Source organism: Bacillus sp. BS98 (assembly GCF_008432245.1).
In the GTDB taxonomy this organism is placed as follows: domain Bacteria; phylum Bacillota; class Bacilli; order Bacillales; family Bacillaceae_G; genus Bacillus_A; species Bacillus_A toyonensis.
The window spans coordinates 3,951,923-3,978,829 of record NZ_CP043830.1 but is presented as its reverse complement, the minus strand read 5'-3'; the positions used below and the strand labels follow the sequence as shown (position 1 = coordinate 3,978,829).

General features: G+C 36.9%; 27 protein-coding genes. 22 read left to right on the top strand and 5 right to left on the bottom strand.

Annotated features, from left to right (window positions below; all coding sequences use genetic code 11):
* Window positions 1-34: 34 nt before the first annotated feature.
* Window positions 35-763, top strand: coding sequence for a glycerophosphodiester phosphodiesterase (locus tag F0362_RS20545; RefSeq protein ID WP_000172598.1), 729 nt, complete (start codon window positions 35-37; stop codon window positions 761-763).
* Window positions 764-863: 100 nt separating this feature from the next.
* Here the strand turns inward: F0362_RS20545 and F0362_RS20540 are convergent, their stop codons facing one another.
* Window positions 864-1,097, bottom strand: a complete 234-nt coding sequence (locus F0362_RS20540; protein ID WP_001190186.1) for a DUF2627 domain-containing protein — start codon at window positions 1,095-1,097, stop codon at window positions 864-866.
* A gap of 137 nt (window positions 1,098-1,234) precedes the next feature.
* On the opposite strand from F0362_RS20540, the gene F0362_RS20535 reads away from it, so the two are divergent.
* From F0362_RS20535 to F0362_RS20440, 18 genes are all read left to right on the top strand, one after another.
* Entirely contained in the window at window positions 1,235-3,307 is a 2,073-nt protein-coding gene (locus F0362_RS20535; protein WP_149889941.1) for a sigma-54 interaction domain-containing protein, read from the top strand.
* 195 nt (window positions 3,308-3,502) lie between these two features.
* Complete coding sequence (yqiS, locus tag F0362_RS20525; protein ID WP_000763063.1) at window positions 3,503-4,402, top strand: phosphate butyryltransferase; 900 nt, start codon at window positions 3,503-3,505, stop codon at window positions 4,400-4,402.
* Between the two features lie 34 nt (window positions 4,403-4,436).
* Window positions 4,437-5,537, top strand: a complete 1,101-nt coding sequence (locus tag F0362_RS20520) for a leucine dehydrogenase (protein ID WP_000171363.1) — start codon at window positions 4,437-4,439, stop codon at window positions 5,535-5,537.
* Between the two features lie 87 nt (window positions 5,538-5,624).
* On the top strand, window positions 5,625-6,728 hold the full coding sequence (gene buk, locus F0362_RS20515; protein ID WP_000056190.1) for a butyrate kinase: 1,104 nt from the start codon (window positions 5,625-5,627) through the stop codon (window positions 6,726-6,728).
* A gap of 4 nt (window positions 6,729-6,732) precedes the next feature.
* Window positions 6,733-8,154 carry a dihydrolipoyl dehydrogenase gene (lpdA, locus tag F0362_RS20510; protein ID WP_000090439.1) on the top strand — a complete coding sequence of 474 codons (1,422 nt, stop codon included), beginning with the start codon at window positions 6,733-6,735 and terminating at the stop codon, window positions 8,152-8,154.
* 27 nt (window positions 8,155-8,181) lie between these two features.
* Window positions 8,182-9,183 (top strand): 3-methyl-2-oxobutanoate dehydrogenase subunit alpha, encoded by a 1,002-nt coding sequence (bfmBAA, locus tag F0362_RS20505; protein WP_000852549.1) that lies wholly within the window; start codon window positions 8,182-8,184, stop codon window positions 9,181-9,183.
* Window positions 9,184-9,196: 13 nt separating this feature from the next.
* A complete protein-coding gene (bfmBAB, locus tag F0362_RS20500; RefSeq protein ID WP_000290072.1) occupies window positions 9,197-10,180 on the top strand; it encodes a 3-methyl-2-oxobutanoate dehydrogenase subunit beta in 984 nt (327 codons plus the stop codon).
* Between the two features lie 15 nt (window positions 10,181-10,195).
* Window positions 10,196-11,509 carry a dihydrolipoamide acetyltransferase family protein gene (locus tag F0362_RS20495; RefSeq protein ID WP_000257669.1) on the top strand — a complete coding sequence of 438 codons (1,314 nt, stop codon included), beginning with the start codon at window positions 10,196-10,198 and terminating at the stop codon, window positions 11,507-11,509.
* Window positions 11,510-11,849: 340 nt separating this feature from the next.
* Window positions 11,850-13,028: an FtsW/RodA/SpoVE family cell cycle protein gene (locus F0362_RS20485; protein WP_000831187.1), complete on the top strand. Its 1,179-nt coding sequence runs from the start codon at window positions 11,850-11,852 to the stop codon at window positions 13,026-13,028.
* Window positions 13,029-13,127: 99 nt separating this feature from the next.
* The gene (locus tag F0362_RS20480) at window positions 13,128-13,832 is read left to right on the top strand and encodes a DUF421 domain-containing protein (RefSeq protein ID WP_000550952.1); all 705 of its coding nucleotides are present in this window, start codon (window positions 13,128-13,130) and stop codon (window positions 13,830-13,832) included.
* A 70-nt stretch (window positions 13,833-13,902) separates the two neighbouring features.
* A complete protein-coding gene (locus F0362_RS20475) occupies window positions 13,903-14,361 on the top strand; it encodes an NUDIX hydrolase (protein WP_000542538.1) in 459 nt (152 codons plus the stop codon).
* A 144-nt stretch (window positions 14,362-14,505) separates the two neighbouring features.
* Window positions 14,506-14,919 (top strand): BrxA/BrxB family bacilliredoxin, encoded by a 414-nt coding sequence (locus tag F0362_RS20470; protein ID WP_001979317.1) that lies wholly within the window; start codon window positions 14,506-14,508, stop codon window positions 14,917-14,919.
* Between the two features lie 250 nt (window positions 14,920-15,169).
* Window positions 15,170-15,949, top strand: a complete 780-nt coding sequence (locus tag F0362_RS20465; RefSeq protein ID WP_000735464.1) for a transporter substrate-binding domain-containing protein — start codon at window positions 15,170-15,172, stop codon at window positions 15,947-15,949.
* A gap of 36 nt (window positions 15,950-15,985) precedes the next feature.
* Window positions 15,986-16,645, top strand: a complete 660-nt coding sequence (locus F0362_RS20460; protein ID WP_001046918.1) for an amino acid ABC transporter permease — start codon at window positions 15,986-15,988, stop codon at window positions 16,643-16,645.
* On the top strand, window positions 16,638-17,360 hold the full coding sequence (locus F0362_RS20455) for an amino acid ABC transporter ATP-binding protein (RefSeq protein WP_149889940.1): 723 nt from the start codon (window positions 16,638-16,640) through the stop codon (window positions 17,358-17,360). The genes F0362_RS20460 and F0362_RS20455 overlap by 8 nt, the downstream gene beginning before the upstream one ends.
* A 100-nt stretch (window positions 17,361-17,460) precedes the next feature.
* On the top strand, window positions 17,461-18,429 hold the full coding sequence (locus F0362_RS20450) for an aromatic acid exporter family protein (protein ID WP_000472694.1): 969 nt from the start codon (window positions 17,461-17,463) through the stop codon (window positions 18,427-18,429).
* A 16-nt stretch (window positions 18,430-18,445) separates the two neighbouring features.
* Window positions 18,446-19,006 carry a L,D-transpeptidase gene (locus F0362_RS20445; RefSeq protein ID WP_001146537.1) on the top strand — a complete coding sequence of 187 codons (561 nt, stop codon included), beginning with the start codon at window positions 18,446-18,448 and terminating at the stop codon, window positions 19,004-19,006.
* 114 nt (window positions 19,007-19,120) lie between these two features.
* Complete coding sequence (locus F0362_RS20440) at window positions 19,121-19,360, top strand: DUF3894 domain-containing protein (RefSeq protein ID WP_000281158.1); 240 nt, start codon at window positions 19,121-19,123, stop codon at window positions 19,358-19,360.
* Window positions 19,361-19,432: 72 nt separating this feature from the next.
* Here the strand turns inward: F0362_RS20440 and prli42 are convergent, their stop codons facing one another.
* The gene (gene prli42, locus F0362_RS20435; RefSeq protein WP_000549039.1) at window positions 19,433-19,525 is read right to left on the bottom strand and encodes a stressosome-associated protein Prli42; all 93 of its coding nucleotides are present in this window, start codon (window positions 19,523-19,525) and stop codon (window positions 19,433-19,435) included.
* Between the two features lie 187 nt (window positions 19,526-19,712).
* On the opposite strand from prli42, the gene F0362_RS20430 reads away from it, so the two are divergent.
* On the top strand, window positions 19,713-20,258 hold the full coding sequence (locus F0362_RS20430; protein WP_002044843.1) for a GNAT family N-acetyltransferase: 546 nt from the start codon (window positions 19,713-19,715) through the stop codon (window positions 20,256-20,258).
* A 127-nt stretch (window positions 20,259-20,385) separates the two neighbouring features.
* Window positions 20,386-21,504: a tripeptidase T gene (locus F0362_RS20425; RefSeq protein ID WP_000609821.1), complete on the top strand. Its 1,119-nt coding sequence runs from the start codon at window positions 20,386-20,388 to the stop codon at window positions 21,502-21,504.
* A gap of 46 nt (window positions 21,505-21,550) precedes the next feature.
* Here F0362_RS20425 and F0362_RS20420 read toward each other — a convergent pair whose 3' ends face one another.
* The gene (locus tag F0362_RS20420) at window positions 21,551-21,751 is read right to left on the bottom strand and encodes a hypothetical protein (protein WP_002093303.1); all 201 of its coding nucleotides are present in this window, start codon (window positions 21,749-21,751) and stop codon (window positions 21,551-21,553) included.
* A 141-nt stretch (window positions 21,752-21,892) separates the two neighbouring features.
* On the opposite strand from F0362_RS20420, the gene F0362_RS20415 reads away from it, so the two are divergent.
* The gene (locus F0362_RS20415) at window positions 21,893-23,131 is read left to right on the top strand and encodes a DNA polymerase IV (protein ID WP_001208869.1); all 1,239 of its coding nucleotides are present in this window, start codon (window positions 21,893-21,895) and stop codon (window positions 23,129-23,131) included.
* A 41-nt stretch (window positions 23,132-23,172) separates the two neighbouring features.
* Here F0362_RS20415 and F0362_RS20410 read toward each other — a convergent pair whose 3' ends face one another.
* Complete coding sequence (locus F0362_RS20410; RefSeq protein ID WP_000262352.1) at window positions 23,173-23,874, bottom strand: MgtC/SapB family protein; 702 nt, start codon at window positions 23,872-23,874, stop codon at window positions 23,173-23,175.
* A gap of 124 nt (window positions 23,875-23,998) precedes the next feature.
* Complete coding sequence (gene mgtA / locus F0362_RS20405) at window positions 23,999-26,704, bottom strand: magnesium-translocating P-type ATPase (RefSeq protein WP_149889939.1); 2,706 nt, start codon at window positions 26,702-26,704, stop codon at window positions 23,999-24,001.
* Window positions 26,705-26,907 lie beyond the last annotated feature (203 nt).

Genomic DNA, 26,907 nt, shown 5'->3' with positions numbered 1-26,907 from the left:
TCGTATAGTATAGCATAAGATTGGGGGAGTGAGGATGACTCTTATATTTGCACATCGTGGTGCAGCGGGAACGTATCCGGAAAATACAATGGTTTCATTTGAAGCGGCGGAGGCTTTTAGAGCGGACGGAATTGAGCTTGATGTTCAACTAACGAAAGATGGAAAGGTTGTCGTCATTCATGATGAAACAGTGGATCGGACAACAAATGGAAAAGGTGCGGTTCGAAATTATTTATATGAGGATTTATGTAAGTTGGATGCGAGTTATAAATTCGGTGATAAAGTAGGTTTTTGTAAAATACCTCTTCTAGAAGAAGTATTAGAATGGCTCGCCAAAACGAAATTGCTACTCAATATTGAATTTAAAAATAATAAAATCCCATACAGAGGTTTAGAAGAAGAGGTTATAACACTTGTACGTAAGTTTAGTCTAGAAGATCGTGTTGTATTTTCTTCGTTTAATCACTACAGTATGAAAAAATGTCATATGATGGCTCCGGATATTCAAACAGCTATTTTATATCGTGAAGGTTTGCATAGTCCGTGGGCATATGCAAAAAAAATGGGCGCAACAGCAGTACATCCTAATTATCGTTACCTTCAAGATGCCATAGCTATACTAACAATGGAAAGTGGTGTAGAGGTTCGCCCCTATACAATAAATGAAGAAACTCTTATGCGTAAATATTTTGATATGAATATTTCGGCGATTATTACCGATTATCCTGAAACAGCAAGAACTTTATTGCCGATAAAAAAATGAGACCTAATATAAAGGTCTCATTTTTTATTTATCAAGCTCTTTGTTGTAGGACTCATCATCAGTTAGAAATGGACAAAACCCTAGTGATTAAAGTTTTACTTTATCTTCTAAAGCGAGCTTGAACTTTATTGCGTTTACGGTCTCGGTGTAAGACGAAGCCACCAAAGATGTAAAACCCGAGTGCGAAGCAGAGAGCGCCAATAAAAAACTGTAACCATAGTATAGAAATTGGGGGGAATAAAATCCCAAACACAGTATCTCTCATTAACTTAATGCCGAATACAGCTAATGAAATAGGGATGAGTGCTAATAGTAGAGCAAGGTAACGCTGCATACATAACGCTCCTTTTCAGATTATTTAGTATATTCCAATGATGTTATATGAGAAGGGGGTTTGTCAAGAGGGGGCTGAGCGAGTAAGATAAAGGTGTGAAAAATTTTGCAGAGATACTTCGAGAGGAAGTGTAATGTATGAAACAAAAGGTTTTAATTGTTGGTGCAGGTGAAGGTGGAAGTACACTGCTGAATCTGTTACAAAGTTCGAATATATTTCAAATTATAGGAGTTATTGATATAAATCCGACTGCGCAAGGATTACAAATTGCTAAGGAAAATGGGATTGTGATTGGAGAGAGTGTAACTCCGTTTCTTTCTATGCATATCGATGTCATATTTGATATGACAGGTGACGATGGTTTACATAAAGTTTTACTAGAGAAAAAGCATAAAGATACTCTTCTCATTCCAGGTGATATTGCGAAAATTGTTACAAAATTAGCGCATGAGAAGGAAGGTTTAATTGGACAGTTAGAGGAACAGACGCAACAAGGAGAATTAATTTTAAATTCTACACATGACGGTATGATTGTAATTGATAAAGAGGGACAAGTCCGTCTTTTTAATAAAAGTGCAGAGCGTATTATCGGATATAAAAAAGAAGACGCGATAGGGAAATATATTTTAGAAGTTATTCCAACTAGTAAGCTGCTTCGCATTATACGTACGAAACAAATAGAAGTAAATTATGAACTGACGTTAGAAAATGAAAAGAAAATTATTACAACACGTATTCCAATATTAAAAGAAGGAGGAGAGGTTCAAGGGGCATTTGCGATTTTTAAAGATATTACAGAAGTTGTAGATTTAGCGGAAGAAGTTACAGATTTAAAAGAAATTCAAACGTTACTCGAGGCAATTATCAACTCATCTGAAGAAGCAATTTCGGTTGTCGATGAGAAAGGAAGAGGATTAGTTATAAACCCTGCTTATACGAAGTTAACGGGTTTAACAGAAGAAGATATTCTTGGACAACCGGCTACAACTGATATTGTAGAAGGTGAAAGTATGCATATGAAAGTACTTCGAACGCGTAGGGCGGTACGCGGAATACATATGAAGATTGGGCAAAAGAAGCGCGATGTAATTGTAAACGTAGCACCCGTTATTGTTGATGGGATATTAAAAGGAAGCGTCGGTGTAATTCGTGACGTATCAGAAATTCAAAAGTTAACAAATGAGTTGAATAGAGCGAGACAGATTATTCGTACATTAGAAGCAAAATATTCATTTGATGATATTGTCGGAATTTCAGATGAAACAACTGCAGCTATCGAGCAGGCGAAACTTGGGGCGAATACACCGGCAACAGTATTGTTACGCGGAGAATCTGGGACGGGTAAAGAATTATTTGCACATGCGATCCATAATGGAAGTAATCGAAAATATAATAAGTTCGTCCGTGTAAACTGTGCGGCGATTTCGGAGACGTTGTTAGAAAGTGAATTATTCGGTTATGAGGAGGGTGCGTTTTCTGGAGCGAAAAGAGGGGGGAAACGCGGATTCTTTGAGGAAGCGAATAACGGTAGTATCTTTTTAGATGAAATAGGTGAGTTGTCTGCAAATACGCAAGCGAAACTCCTTCGCGTGTTGCAAGAAAAAGAAATTGTAAAAGTTGGTGGAACGAAAGCGATACCTATTAATGTTCGGGTAATTGCAGCGACACATGTGAATTTAGAAAAGGCTATTCTAGAAGGAGAGTTTAGAGAGGATTTATATTATCGATTAAATAAAATTCCAATTCAAATTCCGTCTCTTCGTCAGCGAAAAGGAGATATACCGGCAATTGCTGAACGATTGATACAAAAAATAAACCAAGATTATGGTCGGAATGTAGAGGGGCTCACTGATTCGGCTATTTCCTATCTACAATCATATGAATGGCCAGGGAATGTAAGGGAACTTGAAAATATTTTAGGACGAGCGATTATCTTTATGAATTATAACGAGATATATATTGATGTACAGCATTTACCCCCTTTGCATAAAGAAGAGCAGGCGGAGTTAGCTCAAAATAACTTATTACCTGAATTAGAAGAAAAGCCACTTGAACATTTAGTGACAGAGTTTGAAGGGAATATTATTCGTGGATATCTAGAGAAATTTGATGGGAATAAAACGAAAACTGCAAAAGCATTAGGAATTTCAGTTCGAAATCTATATTACAAGCTAGAAAAGTGTGAGTGTGCAAAAAATAGCATGCAATAAATTGCGTACCGTGCAATTTATTGCATGGTATATAAAAAGCGACAAATTAAGACAGAATGTTTCGTTATTTTGCAAAGTATTGATTTTACTGCATTTTGAATGCGTTTTCATTATTGGTAAGACCACTTTAAAAAGTTGGCACGGTATTTGCTTTATAAATAAACGAGGGACGATGGAAAGGGTTGATTACAAAATATGAAGTTAGAACACTTAATTGATCAAGCAGCAGGACAGCCTAAAAAAACTGTAGCTGTAGCAGTAGCTGAAGATCATGAAGTAATTGAAGCTGTAGCGAAAGCGATTAAATTACAGCTAGCTCAATTTCGTCTATATGGAAATCAAGAAAAAATAATGGGGATGCTACAAGAACATGGTTTACAAACTTCAGACCACATTGAAGTGATTGCAGCAGCGTCAAGTGCTGAGGCTGCAGAGCTTTCTGTTAAATCTGTGAGAAACGGTGAAGCAGATGTGCTTATGAAGGGCAACATCCCAACAGCGAATATTTTAAAGGCTGTGTTAAATAAAGAGTGGGGGTTACGTAAAGGTAGCGTGCTTTCACATGTAGCAGCATTTGAAGTTCCAAATTACGATCGTCTTATTTTCGTTACAGATGCAGCGATGAACATCGCACCTGATGTAACACAAAAAACTGCTATTATACAAAATACTGTAGAAGTTGCCCGGGCAATAGGAATCGAGTTGCCAAAAGTGGCACCAATCGCAGCAGTAGAGGTTGTGAATCCAGCGATGCAGGCGACAATTGATGCAGCGATGTTAACACAAATGAATCGCCGCGGACAAATTAAAAATTGTATCGTTGATGGACCACTTGCTTTAGATAATGCAGTATCACAAATCGCAGCAGAGCATAAAGGCATAGTAAGTGATGTAGCAGGTAAGGCAGACATTTTACTCGTCCCAACGATTGAAGCTGGAAATGTGCTCTATAAATCACTCGTTTACTTTGCAGATGCAAAAGTAGGAGCGATGATTGCTGGTGCAAAAGCACCGATAGTTTTAACATCTCGTGCTGATTCAGCAGAAACAAAAGTATATTCATTAGCATTGGCAGTTACGACTGCTTCAAAATAAACCAAAAAGGGTAAAACATTAGGGGGAAACGACAATGACATTAGAAATCTTCGAATACTTAGAAAAATATGATTATGAGCAAGTAGTATTTTGTCAAGATAAAGAATCAGGTTTAAAAGCAATTATTGCAATTCATGATACAACACTTGGACCGGCTCTTGGTGGAACAAGAATGTGGACATATGATTCTGAAGAAGCGGCGATTGAAGATGCATTGCGTCTTGCAAAAGGGATGACATACAAAAACGCAGCAGCTGGTTTAAACCTAGGTGGAGCGAAAACAGTAATTATCGGTGACCCACGTAAAGATAAGAGTGAAGCGATGTTCCGTGCATTAGGACGCTATATTCAAGGATTAAACGGACGTTACATTACAGCTGAAGATGTTGGTACTACAGTAGATGATATGGATATTATCCATGAAGAAACTGACTTTGTAACAGGTATTTCACCTTCATTCGGTTCTTCTGGAAACCCATCTCCAGTAACTGCATATGGTGTATACCGTGGTATGAAAGCAGCTGCGAAAGAAGCGTTCGGTACAGATAATCTAGAAGGAAAAGTAATTTCTGTTCAAGGTGTTGGTAACGTAGCATATCATCTATGCAAACATTTACACGCTGAAGGAGCAAAATTAATTGTTACAGATATTAATAAAGAAGCTGTACAACGTGCAGTAGAAGAATTCGGTGCAACAGCAGTTGAGCCAAATGAAATTTACGGTGTTGAATGTGATATTTACGCACCATGTGCATTAGGCGCAACAGTTAATGATGAAACTATTCCACAACTTAAAGCAAAAGTAATCGCGGGTTCTGCAAATAACCAATTAAAAGAAGATCGTCACGGCGACATCATTCATGAAATGGGTATTGTATACGCACCAGACTATGTAATTAATGCAGGTGGCGTAATTAACGTAGCAGACGAATTATATGGATATAATAGAGAACGTGCGCTAAAACGTGTTGAGTCAATTTATGACACAATTGCAAAAGTAATCGAAATTTCAAAACGCGATGGCATAGCAACTTATGTAGCAGCAGATCGTTTAGCTGAAGAGCGCATTGCAAGCTTGAAAAACTCTCGTAGCACATACTTACGCAACGGTCACGACATTATTAGCCGTCGCTAATCATTCATATATAACTTTTACAAAAGGTGTGGTTACCTCTTATGAGGTTTCCACGTCCTTTTGAATTTATTAGTGGAGGTAGCAACATTGTCCTTAAATCGAATTCTTGTTATTAACCCGGGTAGTACATCCACAAAAATTGGTGTTTTTGATAATGAAAGACCTGTTTTAGAAGAAACAATTCGTCATGATGAAGAAAAGATTGGGAAATATAAACGAATTATCGACCAATATGAGTTTCGAAAAGAAACAATATTAGAAGTTTTACATTCTCACGGTATTAACATTTCAAAATTGAACGCTGTTTGTGGGCGTGGTGGATTACTTCGTCCAATAGAAGGCGGAACATACACAGTAAACGATGCAATGTTAGAAGATTTGAAAAATGGATTTAGCGGTCATCACGCTTCGAATCTTGGAGGCATTTTAGCATATGAAATCGCTTCTGGATTAAATATTCCAGCATTCATTGTGGATCCTGTCGTTGTAGATGAAATGGAACCGATTGCTCGTATAAGCGGTATTGCTGGTATGGAACGTAAAAGTATTTTCCATGCATTAAACCAAAAAGCAGTTGCTCGTAAAGTGGCTGTAGAATTAAACCACAAATACGAGGATTTAAATTTATTAGTTACACATATGGGCGGCGGTATTACAGTTGGTGCTCATAAAAAAGGAAAAGTTATCGATGTTAATAATGGCTTAAACGGAGAAGGACCATTTAGTCCAGAGCGTGCTGGTACAGTACCAGTAGGACAATTAGTTGAGATGTGTTTCTCTGGTGAGTATTACCGAGACGAAATGGTTAAAAAACTTGTCGGACAAGGTGGACTTGTAAGTCTTATCGGTACAAATGATGCAATTAAAGTAGAACAAATGGTTGAAAAAGGCGATCCTGAAGCAACTCTTATTTATAAAGCAATGGCATATCAAGTTGCGAAAGAGATTGGCGGAGCTAGTGCTGTACTTCACGGAAAAATCGATGCAATCGTATTAACTGGTGGACTTGCATACAGTAAAATACTTGTTGATGAAATAAAAGAACGAGTGGATTGGATTGCAGATGTTATCGTACATCCAGGGGAAGATGAGTTAGAAGCGTTAGCAGAAGGAGCACTTCGTGTATTACGTGAAGAAGAAGCGCCGAAAGAGTATGTGGTAAGAGAAAAACAAACAGTAGCTAGGGGTTGAGATAATGGCAAGAGAATATGATTTAGTCATCGTTGGCGGCGGTACAGGTGGATATGTTGCTGCAATTCGCGCATCACAACTAGGATTAAAAACAGCACTTGTTGAAAAAGAAAATCTTGGTGGTACTTGTTTGCATAAAGGATGTATTCCTAGTAAAGCTCTTTTACGTAGTGCGGAAGTATACGCAACTGCTAAAAAAAGCGAAGAGTTCGGAGTTATTGCAAGTAATGTAGAACTAAACTTTGCAAAAGTACAAGAGCGTAAAGAGAAGATTGTAACGCAGCTTCATAAAGGTGTTCAACATTTAATGAAACAAGGTAAAATTGATGTGTTTGAAGGTATTGGCCGTATTCTTGGCCCGTCTATTTTTTCTCCGATGCCAGGGACAATTTCAGTTGAACTTGCAAGTGGAGAAGAGAATGAAATGTTAATTCCAAAAAATGTACTTGTTGCAACGGGTTCTCGTCCAAATTCATTACCAGGTTTAGAGTTAGACGGAGAGTATGTAATGTCTTCAGATCATGCCCTAAAAATGGAAACGCTTCCTAGTTCAATCATTATCGTTGGTGGCGGTGTAATTGGTATTGAGTGGGCATCTATGCTTGCTGACTTCGGTGTAGAAGTTACAGTGTTAGAGTATGCGAAAACGATTTTACCACTAGAAGATCAGGACGTTTCAAAAGAAATGCAACGTCTGTTCAAGAAAAAAGGTATTAAAGTGGTGACTGGTGCAAAAGTATTACCAGAAACATTGGTAAAAGATAATGGAGTAACAATTCAAGCTGAACATAACGGTGAGAATAAAGAATTTAAAGCAGAAAAAATGCTTGTATCTGTAGGAAGACAAGCCAATACGCAAAATATTGGTTTAGAGAATACGGATATCGTTGTGGAAAAAGGATACATTCAAACAAATGAGTTTTATCAAACGAAAGAATCTCATATTTACGCAATTGGAGATGTAATCGGTGGCTTACAACTTGCTCACGTTGCTTCTCACGAAGGAATTGTTGCAGTAGAACATATTGCAGGGAAAGAAGTTACGCCAATTGATTACTCTATGGTATCAAAATGCGTATATAGCAGTCCAGAAGTTGCTTCTGTCGGTTTAACAGAACAAGAAGCGAAAGAAAAAGGCTATAAGTTAAAAGTAGGTAAGTTCTCATTCCGCGCAATCGGAAAAGCGCTTGTATACGGAGAATCTGATGGTTTTGTAAAGCTTGTAGTTGATGAAGAAACAAATGACATTCTTGGTGTTCATATGATTGGACCACACGTAACAGATATGATTTCTGAAGCTGGTCTTGCAAGAGTACTTGATGCAACACCTTGGGAAGTAGCACATACAATTCATCCGCATCCATCATTATCTGAGGCGATTGGTGAAGCAGCACTTGCTGTAGATGGAAGAGCGTTACACGCATAAAAATGTGGATTTAGGAGGTTATGAAAAATGGCAGAAGTAAAAGAAAAGCGCCATGAAGAGCTTGGCTTAAGTGATGAGCAAGTATTAGAAATGTTCCGTACGATGTTACTTGCACGTAAAATTGACGAACGTATGTGGTTATTAAACCGTGCAGGTAAAATTCCATTCGTAATTTCTTGTCAAGGACAAGAGGCTGCACAAGTTGGAGCAGCGTTCGCTCTTGATAGAGAGAAAGATTATGCATTACCATACTACCGTGATATGGGTGTTGTACTAGCGTTTGGTATGACAGCTAAAGAGCTTATGTTGTCAGCTTTCGCGAAAGCTGGAGATCCAAACTCTGGTGGTCGTCAAATGCCTGGTCACTTCGGTCAAAAGAAAAATCGTATTGTGACAGGTTCATCTCCAGTAACAACACAAGTACCACATGCAGTTGGTATTGCTTTAGCTGGAAAAATGGAGAAGAAAGATTTAGTAACGTTCGTTACATTTGGAGAAGGTTCTTCAAACCAAGGTGACTTCCATGAAGGGGCAAACTTTGCTGGTGTACACAAACTACCTGTTATTTTCATGTGTGAAAATAACAAATATGCAATCTCTATTCCGGTTGAAAAACAATTAGCATGTAAAAACGTATCAGATCGTGCAATTGGTTACGGTATGCCTGGATATACAATAGACGGAAACGATCCGCTTGCAGTATATAAAGCTGTAAAAGAAGCAGCAGACCGCGGTCGACGTGGTGAAGGTCCAACTTTAATTGAAACAGTATCATATCGTTTAACAGCACATTCTAGTGACGATGATGATCGTGTTTATCGTGATAAAGAAGAAGTAGAAGAAGCAAAGAAAAAAGATTCAATTATAACATTTGCAGCTTATTTAAAAGAAGCTGGCGTGTTAACTGAGGAATTTGAAAAACAAATGTTAGACGAAATTATGCATATCGTAAATGAAGCAACAGAATATGCAGAAAATGCTCCGTATGCAGCACCTGAAGATGCATTGAAGCACGTATACGCAGAATAGGGGGGAACGTTTCATGGCTGTAATGTCTTATATTGATGCTATTACATTAGCAATGCGCGAAGAAATGGAACGCGATGAGAAAGTATTCGTTTTAGGAGAAGATGTTGGTAAAAAAGGTGGCGTGTTTAAAGCGACACACGGTTTATACGATCAATTTGGTGAAGATCGTGCACTTGATGCACCGCTTGCAGAATCTGCAATTGCTGGGGTAGCAATTGGTGCGGCAATGTATGGTATGCGCCCAATCGCTGAAATGCAGTTTGCTGATTTCATCATGCCAGCAGTAAACCAAATTGTTTCTGAGGCAGCAAAAATTCGTTATCGTTCTAACAATGATTGGACTTGTCCAGTTACAATTCGTGCGCCATTTGGCGGGGGGGTTCACGGTGCATTGTATCATTCACAATCTGTAGAAGCGATGTTTGCAAACCAACCAGGTTTAAAAATTGTTATCCCTTCTACACCATATGATGCAAAAGGCTTATTAAAAGCTGCAATTCGTGATGAAGATCCGGTACTATTCTTTGAGCATAAGCGTGCCTATCGCTTAATTAAAGGTGAAGTGCCAGAAGATGACTATGTATTACCAATCGGAAAAGCAGATGTAAAACGTGAAGGTGATGATATTACTGTTATCACTTACGGATTATGTGTTCACTTTGCTCTTCAAGCAGCTGAGAAGTTAGCGCAAGATGGCATTTCTGCACACATTCTTGATTTACGTACTGTGTATCCATTAGATAAAGAAGCAATCATAGAAGCTGCTTCTAAAACAGGTAAAGTTCTTCTTGTAACAGAAGATAATAAAGAAGGAAGCATTATGAGTGAAGTGGCGGCAATTATCGCTGAAAATTGTCTGTTTGATTTAGATGCACCAGTTGCACGTCTTGCAGGCCCAGATGTTCCAGCAATGCCATATGCACCAACAATGGAAAAATTCTTTATGGTAAATCCAGATAAAGTTGAAAAAGCAATGCGTGAACTTGCGGAATTTTAATCGGGGGGACTATACATGGCTGTAGAAAATATTACAATGCCTCAGCTCGGGGAGAGCGTTACAGAGGGCACAATTAGTAAATGGCTCGTTAATGTTGGCGATCACGTAAATAAGTATGATCCGCTTGCAGAAGTAATGACTGACAAAGTAAATGCAGAAGTACCATCTTCTTTCACTGGTATTGTGAAAGAGTTAATCGCTGGTGAAGGTGATACGTTAGCTGTAGGTGAAGTAGTTTGTGTCATTCAAGTAGAAGGCGCGGATGAAGTAGCAGCAACAGCTGTAGAAGAAAAAACAAAAGAAGAACCAAAGGCAGAAGTAACTACGCCTGAAAAAGCGCCGAAAGTAAAACAACCAACTGATGGAAAACCACGTTTTTCACCAGCGGTATTAAAACTTGCGGGCGAGCATAACGTTGATTTAGATTTAGTAGAAGGTACGGGAGCAAATGGTCGTATCACTCGTAAAGATATTTTAAAACTAGTGGAATCTGGAAACATTCCGCAAGTAGGTGCGAAAAAAGAGGAAGCTGTAGCAGTAGTAGAAGCGCGCCCAGAAGCATCAAAAGCAGCGCCAGTAGCGCAAAAAGTAGAAGCTGCGAAACCAGTTTCTGTACCGACAATGCCTGGCGATATCGAAATTCCAGTAACAGGTGTGCGTAAAGCAATTGCAGCGAATATGTTACGTAGTAAACATGAGGCGCCACACGCTTGGATGATGATTGAAGTAGATGTGACAAACCTTGTGTCATACCGTAATTCAATTAAAGGTGACTTTAAGAAGCGCGAAGGCTTTAACTTAACGTTCTTTGCTTTCTTCGTAAAAGCAGTAGCACAAGCGTTAAAAGAGTATCCTCAAATCAATTCTATGTGGGCTGGCGATAAAATCGTTCAGAAGAAAGATATTAACCTTTCTATCGCTGTTGCAACAGAGGAAGAACTATTTGTACCAGTAATTAAACACGCGGATGAGAAGACGATTAAAGGTATCGCTCGTGAAATTACAGAGCTTGCAGGAAAAGTACGTACGAAATCGTTAAAAGCGGACGAAATGCAAGGTGGAACATTTACAATTAATAACACAGGATCATTTGGTTCTGTTCAATCTATGGGTATTATTAATTACCCTCAAGCGGCTATTTTACAAGTTGAATCAATTGTAAAACGCCCAGTAATTATGGATAACGGTATGTTCGGTGCTCGTGACATGGTTAACTTATGTTTATCACTTGATCACCGTGTACTAGATGGCTTAATTTGTGGTAAGTTCTTAGGACGTGTAAAAGAAATTTTAGAAAATACGTCAGAAAATAATACATCTGTATATTAATAAAAAGCTCGCTTATGCGAGCTTTTTATCATCTTATTTCTTCATCTACAACCTACTATATGTATAATATCTTTCCCAGTAATCTTACAATGAACGATTATGTATTAGGAATTTATGAAAATACATTGCTGATATATGGTATATGGATATAAAATAAGAAAAGAATAATTTTTTTGGCAAATCTTACTGACGAAACTGTAGTATAATATATTGTATTGTATGAAAAAGAGAGTTATTCTATATAAGTGTTTTATAGATAATGTGTAATCAGTCGTCAAAACATGAAGAATGTTGACTCCTGGTTTTTTATTTTGCTGTAACAATGTTTCAGGAGGATGTCATGAAAAGAAGTACCGAGTTTCTAAAAAGTTTAGATGTAAAATTAATTTTAATTTTGTGTGCACTATGTGTTACGAGTATAGCTGCTATATATAGCAGTCAGCAAACTGGCCAATATGGAGAGGCAAACTTTGCGATGAAACAGGGTTTGAACTACATAATTGGGGTTGTATTGTTATTGCTTGTTGCAAGCATTGACCTAGATCAATTACAAAAATTGTCTTGGCCACTTTATATCGTTGGATTTGCTTCACTTATTCTTTTGAAAATACTACCAGTTTCCACTTTCACACCTGAAAAATTAGGTGCAAAAAGATGGTTTGTATTTCCGCTAGTTGGACAAATTCAGCCGTCTGAGTTTTTCAAAATTTCATTGCTTCTCGTAGTAGCAAGTATAGCAGTGAAACATAATGCACAGTATATGGCAAGGACATTCCAAACGGACTTAAAATTAGTAGGTAAAATCGTGCTAGTATCCCTCCCGCCTATGGCTGTTGTATATAGCCAACCGGATACAGGGATGGTGTTCTTATATGCTGCTGCCATTGCATGTATTTTATTTATGTCAGGTATTCAGAAGAAATTGATAGCGTTATGTACAGTTATTCCAGTCACCATATTAACTACGTTAATATTTATTTACGTAAGGTATGAGGATTTCTTCTTTAATAAGTTAGTTACTTTACTAAAACCTCACCAACAATCACGTATTTTAGGTTGGTTAGATCCATTTGAACATACAGATCAAGGTTATCAAACGCAGCAATCGATTTTAGCTGTAGGTAGTGGCGGTATGGAAGGGAAAGGATTTGGCGAAGGGAACGTCTATATCCCTGAGAAGCATACTGACTTTATTTTCGCTACAATTGCCGAAGAAGGTGGATTTATCGTAGCAGCGTTAGTTGTGTTCTTGTTCCTATTACTACTATATAGAACAATTATTATTGGTTATTCTGCTGATAATTTATTCGGTACATTATTATGTGCTGGATCAATTGGGATATTAACGGTTCAAATATTCCAAAACATCGGTATGATCGTTGGATTAATGCCTGTAAAAGGGATTGCATTGCCTTTCTTATCGTATGGGGGAAGTTCCTTGTTCTCGAATATGATTATGATGGGTCTCATATTATCGGTACGGAAAACGTATAAAAAATATATGTTTTCAGTTAAGTAAAAAAGCTAGTTCGTGTAAAAACGAACTAGCTTTTTTACATATATGCTCTTAAACGTTGCAAACTAAAACAGACTAGCAGTTTGAGATGGGGTGCGAATGATGCATATGCATATTTTTGAAGGGGCACGGCACCTTTCAAATATGGAATGGGTTGTACGGGCTATAATAGCATACGTATTTTTAATATTAGTTACGAAAGCGATGGGGCAAAGATCTATCGCACAACTTCGTTTTTTAGATGTTGTATTAGTGCTATTGCTTGGTGGGAATATTTCTAACGCATTGTCTGATGAAAAAGTAGGGTTACTCGGTTCGATGATTACAACGTTCATACTCGTTGTACTTCATATTATAAGCTCAGTTTTAATGCTGAAATGGGATAGATGGAGACGTTTTTTAGAGCCAGCACCTATCATTCTTATACACAATGGTTCCATTGATTTTAGCAATTTGAAAAAAGCGAGAATTACCGTGGAATATTTATTTTCGGAACTTCGTATGCGAAATGTGAGCGATATTCAAACAATCAAATTAGCATTATGGGAAGCGAACGGTGTCGTTTCTATATTTAGATATCCAGAATATGAAGCAGTTTCGCGACTTGATCTTAAAGTGGCGGGAAAAAAATCTCCAGTTTCTTTTGTATTAGTAAAGGATGGGAGGATTCAGAAAGATGTTCTTGCTTTATTAGGAAAAACAGAAGCGTGGGCGAGAGAATTTCTAGAGGAGAGTACAGAAGTCGAATCTATTATGTTAGCTACAGTAGATGAAGCACATAAAATAAATATTTTGTTAAAAAAATGAAAAATATACGCATTTTGTCGTTTCATACATATGATACAATAGTGTGGACAACGAAAAAGGAGGCGATACGATGGGATATGTAGAAGAATTACGAAAAATAGTTGGTCATCGCCCTTTAATTTTAGTTGGTGCTGTTGTACTCGTTATAAATGAACATGGAGATGTATTATTGCAACAACGAACAGAACCGTATGGAAAATGGGGGCTGCCTGGCGGGCTCATGGAGCTTGGTGAATCACCAGAAGAAACAGCTTACCGTGAAGTATATGAAGAGACAGGTATAGAAGTAAAGAACTTACGATTAATCAATGTGTTTTCTGGAGCGAACTACTTTACAAAATTAGCAAACGGTGATGAATTTCAATCTGTAACGACAGCTTATTATACGGATGAATACGAAGGACATTTTGTTATGAATAAAGAGGAGGCGGTTCAGCTTAAATTCTTTCCAGTAACGGAGCTACCTGACTATATTGTTGGATCGCATAAAAAAATGATTGTTGAATATATGAAAATTATGGAAAAATGACAAAAAGGTGTTAGAGCAAGAGCTCTAACACCTTTTCTATGCTTAAATACAAGTAAACTTACTTGTATTTCATAAACATTAACTGGTAAGATACAAATAGGTAGATTTAGAGGAGGGAAAAGATTGATTAATTTTAACTTTTTTATGAATGATGTTGTTCGTCAAGCGCGTGAAGAGATCGTTTCTGCTGGATATACAGAATTAACGACACCAGAAGCAGTTGAAGAAGCGTTTAAAAGAAATGGTACAACACTTGTAATGGTAAACTCTGTATGTGGTTGTGCAGGTGGTATTGCTCGCCCTGCTGCTGCGCATTCCGTACATTATGATAAACGTCCTAACCATCTTGTAACGGTGTTTGCAGGTCAAGATAAAGAAGCAACAGCAAGAGCTCGTGAATATTTTGAAGGGTATCCACCTTCTTCTCCATCATTTGCTTTATTAAAAGATGGAAAAATTGTAACGATGGTAGAACGTCATGAAATTGAAGGTCATGAACCGATGCAAGTTATTGCGAAATTACAATCGTATTTTGAAGAGAATTGTGAAGAACTATAAATAAGTGAAAAGGCGGTACGCCCACGATTAAGTGGGTGTACCGCCTTTTTTTATTAATTATACAAAGCGATGGAATATACATCATCTTGTTTTATTATGCAGTTTTTTATGCATTAAGAATGCGTTATTTAATGTTATTTAATTTGTTTTTATTTTATATATTGCATAAAAATAAAACTGCTGATACAATACAAACATCGAATAAATATTCTATTAAACTTTTAAATATACATTATTAGGGGGAAGAAAGATGAAGAAGTTATTATCGATATCGTTTGCACTTATTTTAATTGTAAGTATGTTTAGTGCGTGTAGTAATGGGGACGTAAAAGAAGAAAAAGGAAATAAGAAAGTACTTGTAATGGGAACTTCAGCAGACTATAAACCTTATGAATATGTAGAAGCTTCAAAGAGTGATGAAATTATTGGCTTTGACATTGATATTGCAAAGTATATCGGAAAAGAACTTGGGTATGAAGTGAAAGTGAAAGATATGGATTTTGGTGGTTTATTAGCGTCTCTTAGCTCAGGAAAAGTTGATTTTGTAATGGCAGGTATGACGCCAACGGCAGAGCGTAAAAATAATGTAGATTTTACAGATATATATTTTGTTGCGAAAAACATGATTGTTTCTAAAAAGGATTCTAACATTAAATCAGTAGAAGATTTAAAAGGGAAAAAAGTAGGGGTACAAACAGGATCTATTCAAGAAGAGAAGGCGGCGGAATTTAAAAAACAAGTTGATTTCAAAGCTGAGGGACGTGACCGTATACCAGAAATTGTACAAGAAATTAAAGCGGGTCGTTTTGATGCGGCGATTTTAGAAGATACAGTAGCGAAAAATTATTTAGAGAAAATGAAAGATTTACAAGGAATTGAAATTAAAGAAGCGCCAGAAGAAGTAGGAGCAGCAATTGCCCTTCCGAAAAACAGTGATAAAACAGCTGAATTTAATAAAGTGATTAAAAAAATGCAAGAAAACGGAGAAATGGATAAATTAGTGAAGAAGTGGTTTGGCAGCGGAAAATAAGCTGCCTTTCACTTTTCTGTGAAGGGAATGAAAAGAATGAACTTGGATTTTTCGGCGATTACGCCTTCGATACCGTATATATTAAAAGGGCTAGAAGTTACTTTGAAAATTGTAGCAGTATCAGCTTTAGCAGGATTTATTTTAGGAACGTTATTAGCACTTTGTAAGATTGCTAGAATACGAGCATTAAATATAGCGGCAGATCTTTATACATCAATTTTCCGTGGTACACCACTTGTATTGCAATTAATGATTATTTATTTTGGTGTCCCGCAAATAATTGGTTATGAGATACCGGCCTTTTTAGCGGCTGTACTAGCATTTAGTTTGAATTCAGGTGCATATATGTCAGAAGTCATCCGTGCCGGCATTCAAGCGGTTGATAAAGGACAAACTGAAGCTGCGATGGCTTTAGGAATTCCATATGGAAAAATGATGCGAAATATTATTTTTCCCCAAGCTTTAAAAAATATATTACCGGCACTTGTAAACGAGTTTGCGACGCTTACGAAAGAGTCTGCTGTAGTCACAGTAATAGGTGCGACGGATTTAATGCGCCGCGCTTACATTGTAGGCGGTGAAACGTTTAAATATCTTGAGCCGCTACTATTTGTTGGTCTGATCTACTATACGCTAGTCATTATTCTTACATTAGTCGGGAAGGCAATTGAAGGGAGAATGAAAAAAAGTGATTAAAATTGAAAACCTTCATAAATCATTCGGGAAAAACGAAGTATTAAAAGGCATTACAACAACGATTGAAAAAGGGGAAGTAGTTGCAATTATCGGACCGTCCGGATCAGGGAAATCAACATTTTTACGCTGTATGAATGTGTTAGAAGCACCGACAAATGGTCGCATTTGGATTGGAACGGAAGAAGTAACGAATCCGAAAACGAATATAATGCACGTTCGTGAAAATGTAGGAATGGTATTTCAGCATTTTCACCTATTCCCTCATATGACTGTATTAGAAAATATTACGTATGCTCCTATCAATGTAAAAGGAGTAACGAAACAAGAGGCTGAAAAGAAAGCCGAGAAACTTTTAGAAAAAATAGGCTTGTTAAATAAAAAAGATACGTATCCGAATCGCCTTTCAGGGGGACAAAAGCAACGTGTAGCGATAGCGAGAGCTTTAGCGATGGAACCGGAAGTTATGCTGTTCGATGAACCAACATCAGCGCTAGACCCAGAGATGGTGAAAGAAGTGCTAGAAGTTATGAAATCATTAGTGACGACAGGAATGACGATGGCGATTGTTACGCATGAAATGGGATTTGCAAAAGAGGTGGCAGATCGCGTTCTTTTCTTAGACGGAGGAAACCTTGTAGAAGACAGTCCGCCAGCACAATTTTTTGCAGCACCAAAAAGTGAACGTGCGCAACAATTTTTACAAAAAATATTGTAATATGAAAAGGTTATGTGAATAATAAGTAGAAAAGGATGACATTGTGTCATCCTTTTTTTATACTAACTGTAAATACGTTTATACATATAGGAGTAATGATATGTTTAAAATTGGATACCGTACAGTAAAAACAGCAATAGGGACAGGAGCGGCAGTTTTTATTGCTCAGTTATTAGGGTTAGAATTTTATAGTTCAGCAGGTATTTTAGTTATATTATGTGTACAAAATACGAAGCGTAAATCACTTCAAGTATCGGTACATCGATTTTTAGCTTGTGTATTATCAATGGTATTCGCATTTTGCATTTTTGAAACAATTGGCTATACCCCACTTGCAATTAGCGTATTATTACTTACATTTATTCCGACTGCAGTTATGTTGAAAATTCAAGAAGGCATCGTCACGAGTTCAGTTATTGTTATGCATCTATATTCATTGAAACACATTACATGGCTTATAGTTGGAAATGAAATTGCTATATTAACGATAGGAATTAGTGTGGCGTTATTAGTGAACATGTATATGCCAAGTAGTGAAAATAAGCTAAGAGAGTATCGGAATAAAATAGAAAGTAATTTTAAAACGATATTGTTTGAAATGGTTGTGTATTTACGAAATCGAGAAAGTAGTTGGAGCGGGGCAGAACTCATTGAAACCGAGAATATGCTAAATGAAGCAAGAGATTTATCTTTTAAGAAGCTTGAGAATGCATTTATGCGCGAAGATGATTATTACTATCGTTACTTTAATATGCGCATGCAACAATTCGAAATTTTAGAGCGAATGATACCATTGGCAGCCTCTTTATCGTGGACATATGAACAAGCTGATATGATTGCCGATGTTGTTGAAAATATTGGGAATGCAATTAGCCCTGAAAGTACAGGTGTTATTTCCTTAAGGCAGCTTCAAGAAATGAGAGAATTGTTTAGAGAAATGCCGTTACCAGTCACACGTGAAGAATTTGAAATACGTGCAAAACTTGTTCAACTTGTATATGAAATGGAGCAATATTTACTCATTAAAAGTCGCTTTAAGGGAAAGGATAATATAAAAGAACTTATATAGAAGGTAGGAATTATTTATGCCGTATCTTCTCTCTTTCATATTATGTCTTTCTTTATCGCCGATTTGGCCTCTTGGTGATAATCCACGTGCCGGAGATCCTTTCATTATTGTAAATAAAGCGACGAATAAACTAGCTTACATTGACGATGGGAAAATTCAAAAGATTTTTCCCGTAGCGACAGGAAAAACGAATGAATTAACCCCAGAAGGAACTTTTGATATTGTAATGAAAGCGAAGGACCCGTACTATATTGCAAAAGATATTCCAGGTGGTTCACCAAAAAATCCACTTGGATCAAGGTGGATTGGGTTTAATGCAAGAGGAACTGATGGGAGTAAATATGGAATACATGGAACAAACCAACCAAGTTCAATTGGAAAGTATATTTCACAAGGATGTATAAGAATGAAGAAAAACGATGTGGAATATTTATTTGATCGCATTCCAATTGGAACAAAAGTGTGGATTGTGAAGTCGAAAAAAACATTTCAGCAATTGGCAAAAGAAAAAGGTGCCATTGCATATGAAAAAGCCAACGCAAAGGTTGGCTTTTTCTTTTATCATAAGTTGTCTTGACATGTGTACATAACCATGCGTTAATGAAAATATAGAAAGATAAAGTGAAACTTTAATCAGTGCGAGGTTATTCCCCGTTAATGCGGGATAAAAATAGGTAAAGGGGTTGCTCATATGTACTTGAATCCAAAAATTTCGTATATGCAGTTTTTTATTGGCTTTCTATTTGTGATTACATTCATATTGGCAACTTTTAATATATGCTCTTACGTTGTAGCGATTGTATTGATGGCATTACTTAATCTTACTTTTGTTATTGGGGCGTTTCAACACAAACAGTACACGAGTTTTGTGATAGCGTTAGTAATGGCATTTTCCTTTAGTATTGTAGCGGTTGTGCTTTATATAAAATAAACCATCTCGATGTCGAGATGGTTTATTTTATTATGTGTAAAACGTAAAAAAAGGACGAACACATCGCCCTTTTTACCAAAACATACTTGCGCCAGCAAGTAATGTTGTTACAAGCATAGAAATTAGCATGATATAAACCATAACTTTTTGAGCTTTTTTATGCATCGTTAAACCTCCTTGCAAATCAGTACACCTTCATTGTAACGAGAAATGAAACTGTGGACAAGGGGAGAGAAAGGACAAATTTCGGGAAGGGGTTGCAAAATATAACAGGAAATTTAAGTATGCATAGAGAATATATTAAAAGATAGATTGTGAGTTTTTGTTTTGCAAGCTGAGGAATGGAGATACGATGATGAAAATATATGAGACAGGCCGCTTACATTTAAGGGAAATCGATGAGTCGTATGCTGAAAAAATTCTTCAATATTACGACAGAAATCGTGAATTTTTAAAAGCTTGGGAAGAGTATAGACCGGAGGATTTTTTTACGTTAGATTATCAAAAGAAAAAGCTACAAAAGGATAGAAAAGAGTTTACAGAAGGTAAGATCATTAGGCTATGGATTTTTAAAAAAGGTGATGACACGAAAATAATTGGCTGTATTTCATTTAATTTAATCGTTCGTGGTATTTATCAATCTTGTGTACTCAGTTATAAATTAGATAAGGAAGAGTTAAATAAAGGTTATACGACAGAAGCGCTTAGAAAAGCAATTGCAGTTGCTTTTGAGGAATTTCATTTACATCGTATAGAAGCACCAATTATGCCGCGTAATTTAGCATCTATACAAGTAGTGACGAAAATAGGCTTCCAGTATGAGGGTGTATCTAGGAAGATGTTAATGGTAAATGGAGTGTGGGAAGATCATATGCGCTGGGTATTGTTAAATGAGTAATCGAAAGCAGATGGTTATCTAGACATATAAACCGTCTGTTTTTTGTCTTGTATTTCGAAACTTTTGCGGAATTCTGTTATAATTAGTAGTGTTACATACATAATGGTAGTGCAGGAGGCGCAGTCTTATGATTAATCAAGAACGTTTAGTAAATGAATTTATGGAATTAGTACAAGTAGATTCTGAAACGAAATTTGAAGCAGAAATCTGCAAAGTATTAACAAAGAAATTTACAGATTTAGGTGTAGAAGTATTTGAAGATGACACAATGTCTGTAACTGGTCATGGTGCAGGTAACTTAATTTGTACTTTACCAGCAACAAAAGATGGCGTGGATACAATTTACTTTACTTCTCATATGGATACAGTAGTTCCTGGTAATGGAATTAAGCCTTCTATTAAAGATGGATATATCGTATCAGATGGTACTACAATTTTAGGTGCGGATGATAAAGCAGGATTAGCGTCAATGTTTGAAGCAATTCGTGTGTTAAAAGAGAAAAATATTCCTCATGGTAAAATTGAATTTATTATTACAGTTGGAGAAGAATCTGGACTTGTTGGTGCAAAAGCATTAGACCGTGAGCGCATTACAGCGAAATATGGTTACGCATTAGATAGCGATGGAAAAGTTGGTGAAATCGTTGTTGCAGCTCCAACACAAGCGAAAGTGAACGCAATTATTCGCGGGAAAACAGCTCATGCTGGTGTAGCACCAGAAAAAGGTGTATCTGCAATTACGATCGCAGCGAAAGCAATTGCGAAGATGCCACTTGGTCGTATTGATTCTGAAACGACTGCAAATATTGGACGTTTTGAAGGTGGTACACAAACAAATATCGTTTGTGATCATGTACAAATCTTTGCAGAGGCTCGTTCTTTAATCAACGAGAAAATGGAAGAACAAGTTGCGAAAATGAAAGAAGCATTTGAAACAACTGCAAAAGATATGGGTGGTCAAGCAGACGTTGAAATAAACGTTATGTACCCAGGATTTAAATTTGCTGATGGCGACCACGTTGTAGAAGTTGCAAAACGTGCAGCTGAAAAAATTGGTCGCACACCTTCTCTTCACCAAAGTGGTGGCGGAAGTGATGCAAACGTAATTGCAGGACACGGTATTCCAACAGTTAACTTAGCGGTTGGTTATGAAGAAATTCATACAACAAACGAGAAGATTCCTGTTGAAGAATTAGTGAAAACAGCAGAATTAGTTGTTGCAATTATTGAAGAAGTAGCGAAGTAATAAAATAAAAAAGACGTGTGAACCAATTATGGTTTACACGTCTTTTTTATTTTGATTCAACTGCTTTCACTAGGCGGATAAACCAATATAAGAAAATCCATGGCAGTATATAAGTTGTTACGATACTTAGTAAACGAGGGAGGAGTCCAGCTGTATTAATATTAAAAATGGGGAGTAGTAAGTAATTAATTAAGAGGATTAATATAATAATGAGAAAGGTAGAGTTAAGTTTACTATTAGATTTCATAATAAGTCACTCATTTTACAATAATATCCATATTTCGTATTAAGTATAGCAAAAATAAGGATAAAAAGAATAAGTAATTATTATATTGTACATGAATTTGGTATAATGAAGGAACAAATGTTCTTTTGAGGGGGGAGTATTATGCGAGAAATGTATCCGAAAAATGGCCGTGTTATTTTACATGTGGATATGAATTGTTTTTTCGCATCTGTTGAAATTGCTCATGATTCATCATTACAAGGAAAGCCATTAGCGGTTGCTGGAAATGAAAAAGAGAGAAAAGGAATTATTATAACGTGTAGTTATGAGGCGAGAGAATATGGAATACGTACGACGATGCCTCTTTGGGAAGCGAAAAGGTTATGCCCACAATTAGTTGTAAGGCATCCAAATTTTACATTATATCGTGAAGCTTCATTTCAAATGTTTCAAATCCTTTCCCGTTTTACAGAAAAGATACAACCAGTCTCTATAGATGAAGGATATTTAGATATTACAGATTGCTATGCACTCGGTTCGCCTCTTGAAATAGCAAAGATGATTCAACAAGCGTTGTTAACAGAGTTACAGCTTCCGTGTAGTATTGGAATTGCTCCAAATCTTTTTCTAGCAAAGACCGCTTCAGATATGAAAAAGCCACTTGGTATTACTGTACTTCGAAAACGTGATATTCCAGAATTGATTTGGCCACTTCCAGTTGGAGCCATGCATGGAATTGGTGAGAAAACAGCTGAAAAATTAAATGATATTCATATACAGACAATTGAACAATTGGCAAAGGGAGACGAGCATATCATTCGCGCTAAAATTGGAAAGCACGGTGTTGATTTACAAAGGCGTGCAAAAGGTATGGATGATAGAGAAGTTGATCCGAGTCAAATGGGACAGCATAAAAGTGTCGGTAATTCGACGACCTTTTCAAAGGATATGGATGAAGAGAAAGAGTTACTTGATATGTTAGAACGTTTATCAAAATCAGTGAGTAAAAGATTACAAAAGCGAACTCTTGTCAGCTATAATATTCAAATTATGATTAAATACCATGATAGGCGAACGGTAACACGGAGTAAGCAATTGAAAAATGCAATTTGGGAAGAACGCGATATTTTTCAAGCAGCATCCCGTTTATGGAAGCAACATTGGGACGGTGATTCCGTTCGTTTATTAGGTGTTACAGCTACTGAAATAGAGTGGAAGACAGAATCGGTGAAACAATTAGATTTGTTTTCATTTGAAGAGGATGCGAAAAAAGAACCACTACTTGCTGTCATTGATCAAATTAATGATAAGTATGGAACACCGCTTTTACAACGAGGTAGTCAACTACTACGTAAGCAAGAGAAGTCGTTTCAACAAAAGTTAGAAAATAAGTTTATGTAGAAGGTGTCATGAAGTAGTAAATAGCATGACACCTTTCATATTTAACTTGCTTCTAAATCTAAAGAAGTCCTCCACCCAGCAGCAGTAACGCCAGATTCTAATAACATTCTACTTACTATTTTTTCAATTAAGATAGCCGCATTTGTCTTGCAATGTAATGTAGCCTGTATACAGACTTTTTGCTTAGAATCTACATCTTCACTATATAACTCTTTTAAACCGAGACCTTCTGTACTTACCATGTGCATGAGTAAAAAACGAATATGTGCTTCATTTTCTTCGGAACAAGTAAGAGAAAGGAAGTAGTTTGTTTGTTCAGGTGATTCTTCTTTTGATTTTTTATTCATAAAGAGAGCGATCGGGCGAAGTAGTATATTTGCTAGTAAAACGCCGGCTGCACCTAATATAGCTGCAAGGAGAAAACCAGCGCCTGTAAGAGTACCGACAGCAGCAGCACACCATAAAGTAGCCGCAGTATTTAATCCTCTAATACTAAAACCGTCACGGATAATCACACCGCCTCCTAAAAAGCCAATCCCACTAACAACTTGAGCAGCAATACGTGAGGGGCTAGCATCATGATCAAGCATGACGGATAATAAAACAAATATACAGGCACCAAGTGATACGAGAGCATTTGTCCGTAAACCGGCCATCCGGTGTCTCCATTGCCTTTCCATTCCGATGCAAGCACCTATAATAATTGCGATAAATAATCTTAATACAATGTCATACCATACCATCATGGTCACCTCCATACATATAAGTACGTGTGATGTTTTTAAGAATGAGTGGGGAGTACCACTCATTCTCGTTTTTATCCCGCTATTTGCGGGCAGTAAGACCCCCACTGATTAAAGTTTCACTTTATAACCAGCTATGAAACTTTTTAATATAAACTTTTTTCAGGAATTGTGTTAAGAAAGCATAGCCTAATAGTATTCCTACTAGCCAAGGGAAATAGCTAAGTGGTAATGCTTGTAAACCAACAGCCGCACCAAGTGGTGAGAATGGAATATAAATTCCGATTGCCATAATACAAGCGGTTAATAACAGTACCGGTGCTGATGCAGTACTTTGAATGAATGGAATCTTCTGTGTTCTTATCATGTGAACGATTAAAGTTTGTGTGAGCAGTCCAACGACAAACCAACCAGATTGGAATAATGATTGTTCGCTAGGTGTATTTGCACCGAAGACATTCCACATGACTACGTATGTGATAATATCAAATATGGAACTAATTGGGCCGATACAAATAATGAAGTTCCGTAAGTTTGCAGTATCCCATTTTCTCGGTTTTTCTAAAAATTCTTTATCCATTTTGTCCCATGGAATAGACAGCTGTGAAATATCGTAAAGCAAGTTTTGAATTAAAAGGTGAATGGCAAGCATCGGTAAAAAGGGAATGAAAGCACTGGCCACTAACACACTAAATACATTTCCAAAGTTAGAGCTAGCCGTCATTTTAATATATTTTAAAATATTTCCGAACGTAGTGCGTCCTTCTAAAATACCCGCTTCTAATATAGTTAAACTTTTTTCAAGTAGAATAATATCGGAAGACTCTTTTGCGATATCAGTTGCAGTATCAACAGATATTCCAACGTCAGCATCACGTAATGCTACGGCATCGTTAATGCCATCCCCCATATAACCTACTGTATGACCGTTCCCTTGTAAGGCACGAATAATGCGAGATTTTTGCATTGGATTTATTTTTGCGAACACTGTTGTTTCTTCGGCTAGTTTTGCTAATGCTTTATCTGGTAAAGAATCGATCTCGTAGCCAAGGATAGGCTCACCAATATCCAATCCAACTTCTTTACAAACTTTTTTTGTAACAATTTCATTATCACCAGTTAAAATTTTTACTTGTACACCATGTTTCTGTAATGCTTGAATAGCAACAGATGCAGATGGTTTCGGTGGATCTAAAAAGCCAATATATCCAGCGAGAATCATATTAGTTTCATCTTTTACCGCGTACTCTTTATCATTTATTTTTCTATTTTTTTTATAAGCTACAGCAATTACACGCATACCTTCGCCATTCAATGTCTCACTTAGTTGTTTGACATTTGAGCGCATTTCCTCGGTAAGTTGAACAATCTTTTCGTTTGATTCAGTGTAGTTACAAATGGATAAAATTTCTTCCACGGCACCTTTACAAACCATTGTATGTTCACCTGAGATGTCTTTGACGATGACGGACATGCGACGGCGGGCAAAATCAAATGGAATTTCATCTAGTTTTTGAAACGTTGAAGGGTCGAACGTTTGTTTTTCTTCTGTATGCTCAATAACAGCTTTATCTATTAAATTTTTCAATCCAGTTTGATAGAAGCTATTTAAATATGCAAACTGTAATACACGATTGCATGGATTACCAGTAGGATCTAAATGTCTAACAAGAACAACTTTATCCTCTGTCAATGTCCCAGTTTTATCTGTACAAAGAATGTTCATCGCGCCTAAGTTTTGAATAGAATTTAGCTGTTTTACAATAACTTTTTGCTTAGACATGTTCACAGCACCTTTAGCTAAATTAGCAGTTACAATCATTGGTAACATTTCAGGTGTAAGACCAACTGCAATAGCGATAGCGAAGAAGAAAGCTTCTTGCCAATCACCTTTTGTGAATCCATTAATGAGAAGGACAATGGGCGCCATAATAAGCATGAATGTAATTAAGAGCCAGCTTACTTTGTTTACACCTTTATCAAAGCTTGTTTCTGCGCGCTTCCCGATTACTTTATTCGCTAAAGAGCCGAAATACGTATCGGTACTTGTTGAAACGACAACAGCTTTTGCGCTACCACTTACAATATTCGTACCCATAAAGCAAAGGTTTTCCATATCGAGTGGATTGAAATTTTTTTTCATATTTTTTGGTAAGATATGCTTGTTTTCTGTATGGTAGCAGTTTTCGTATTTTTCTACAGGAAGTGCTTCCCCGGTTAATGAAGACTGATTAACAAATAAATCTTTAGCCGATAAAATACGCACATCAGCTGGAACGATGTCACCGGCTGAAAGTGAAATAATATCGCCAGGTACAAGTTCTTCAATTGGAATTTCTATTGTATAATTTCGATTTAAATTCGTTACGTTTTTTGTTTCGTGTACAAATCCATCTATTCTAAAGACGCTCGCGGTTGTTCGAACCATCGCCTTTAATTTATCCGCGGCTTTTTGAGAGCGGAATTCTTGTAAAAAGCGAATCGTTGAACTTAGAAGTACCATTACAGATACGACAATTGTTCCTTGCATGTCATCTGTGAAAAAAGAGAGCGCTCCAAGAGCTAATAAAACAAAAATAAATGGATTTTTAAATGCCAGCAGAAATTGAATGGACCACGGCAATGTTTTATTATGAGCAATTTCGTTCGGACCATATAAAGAAAGTCTACGGGACGCTTCTTGTTTAGAGAGTCCATTTTCTGTAGTTTCTAGAAGTTTTAATGCAGAGTTTATATCTTGTGTTGCAACTTCCACTAATACTTTGTTATTTGTTTGCATGCTATCTTGATCGTAAGCATGCTTTGTTTCTTGTCTTTGAAAATTAAACATCGGTAGTTCCTCCTCTGGCATGAAGGAGGAAACAAACTGTTACTCGACTATTTAAAATTAGGAGGAACAGCTTCTTTCCTACCTACATGATGAAATATTAACGTAAAACATATGGGTATCTGGGCCGAATCATCACTTGCCACTGTTCCTCACCTCCGTCCAATTTAATAGTTTCTGAATATGCTATGTTTGTTTCATAGTCA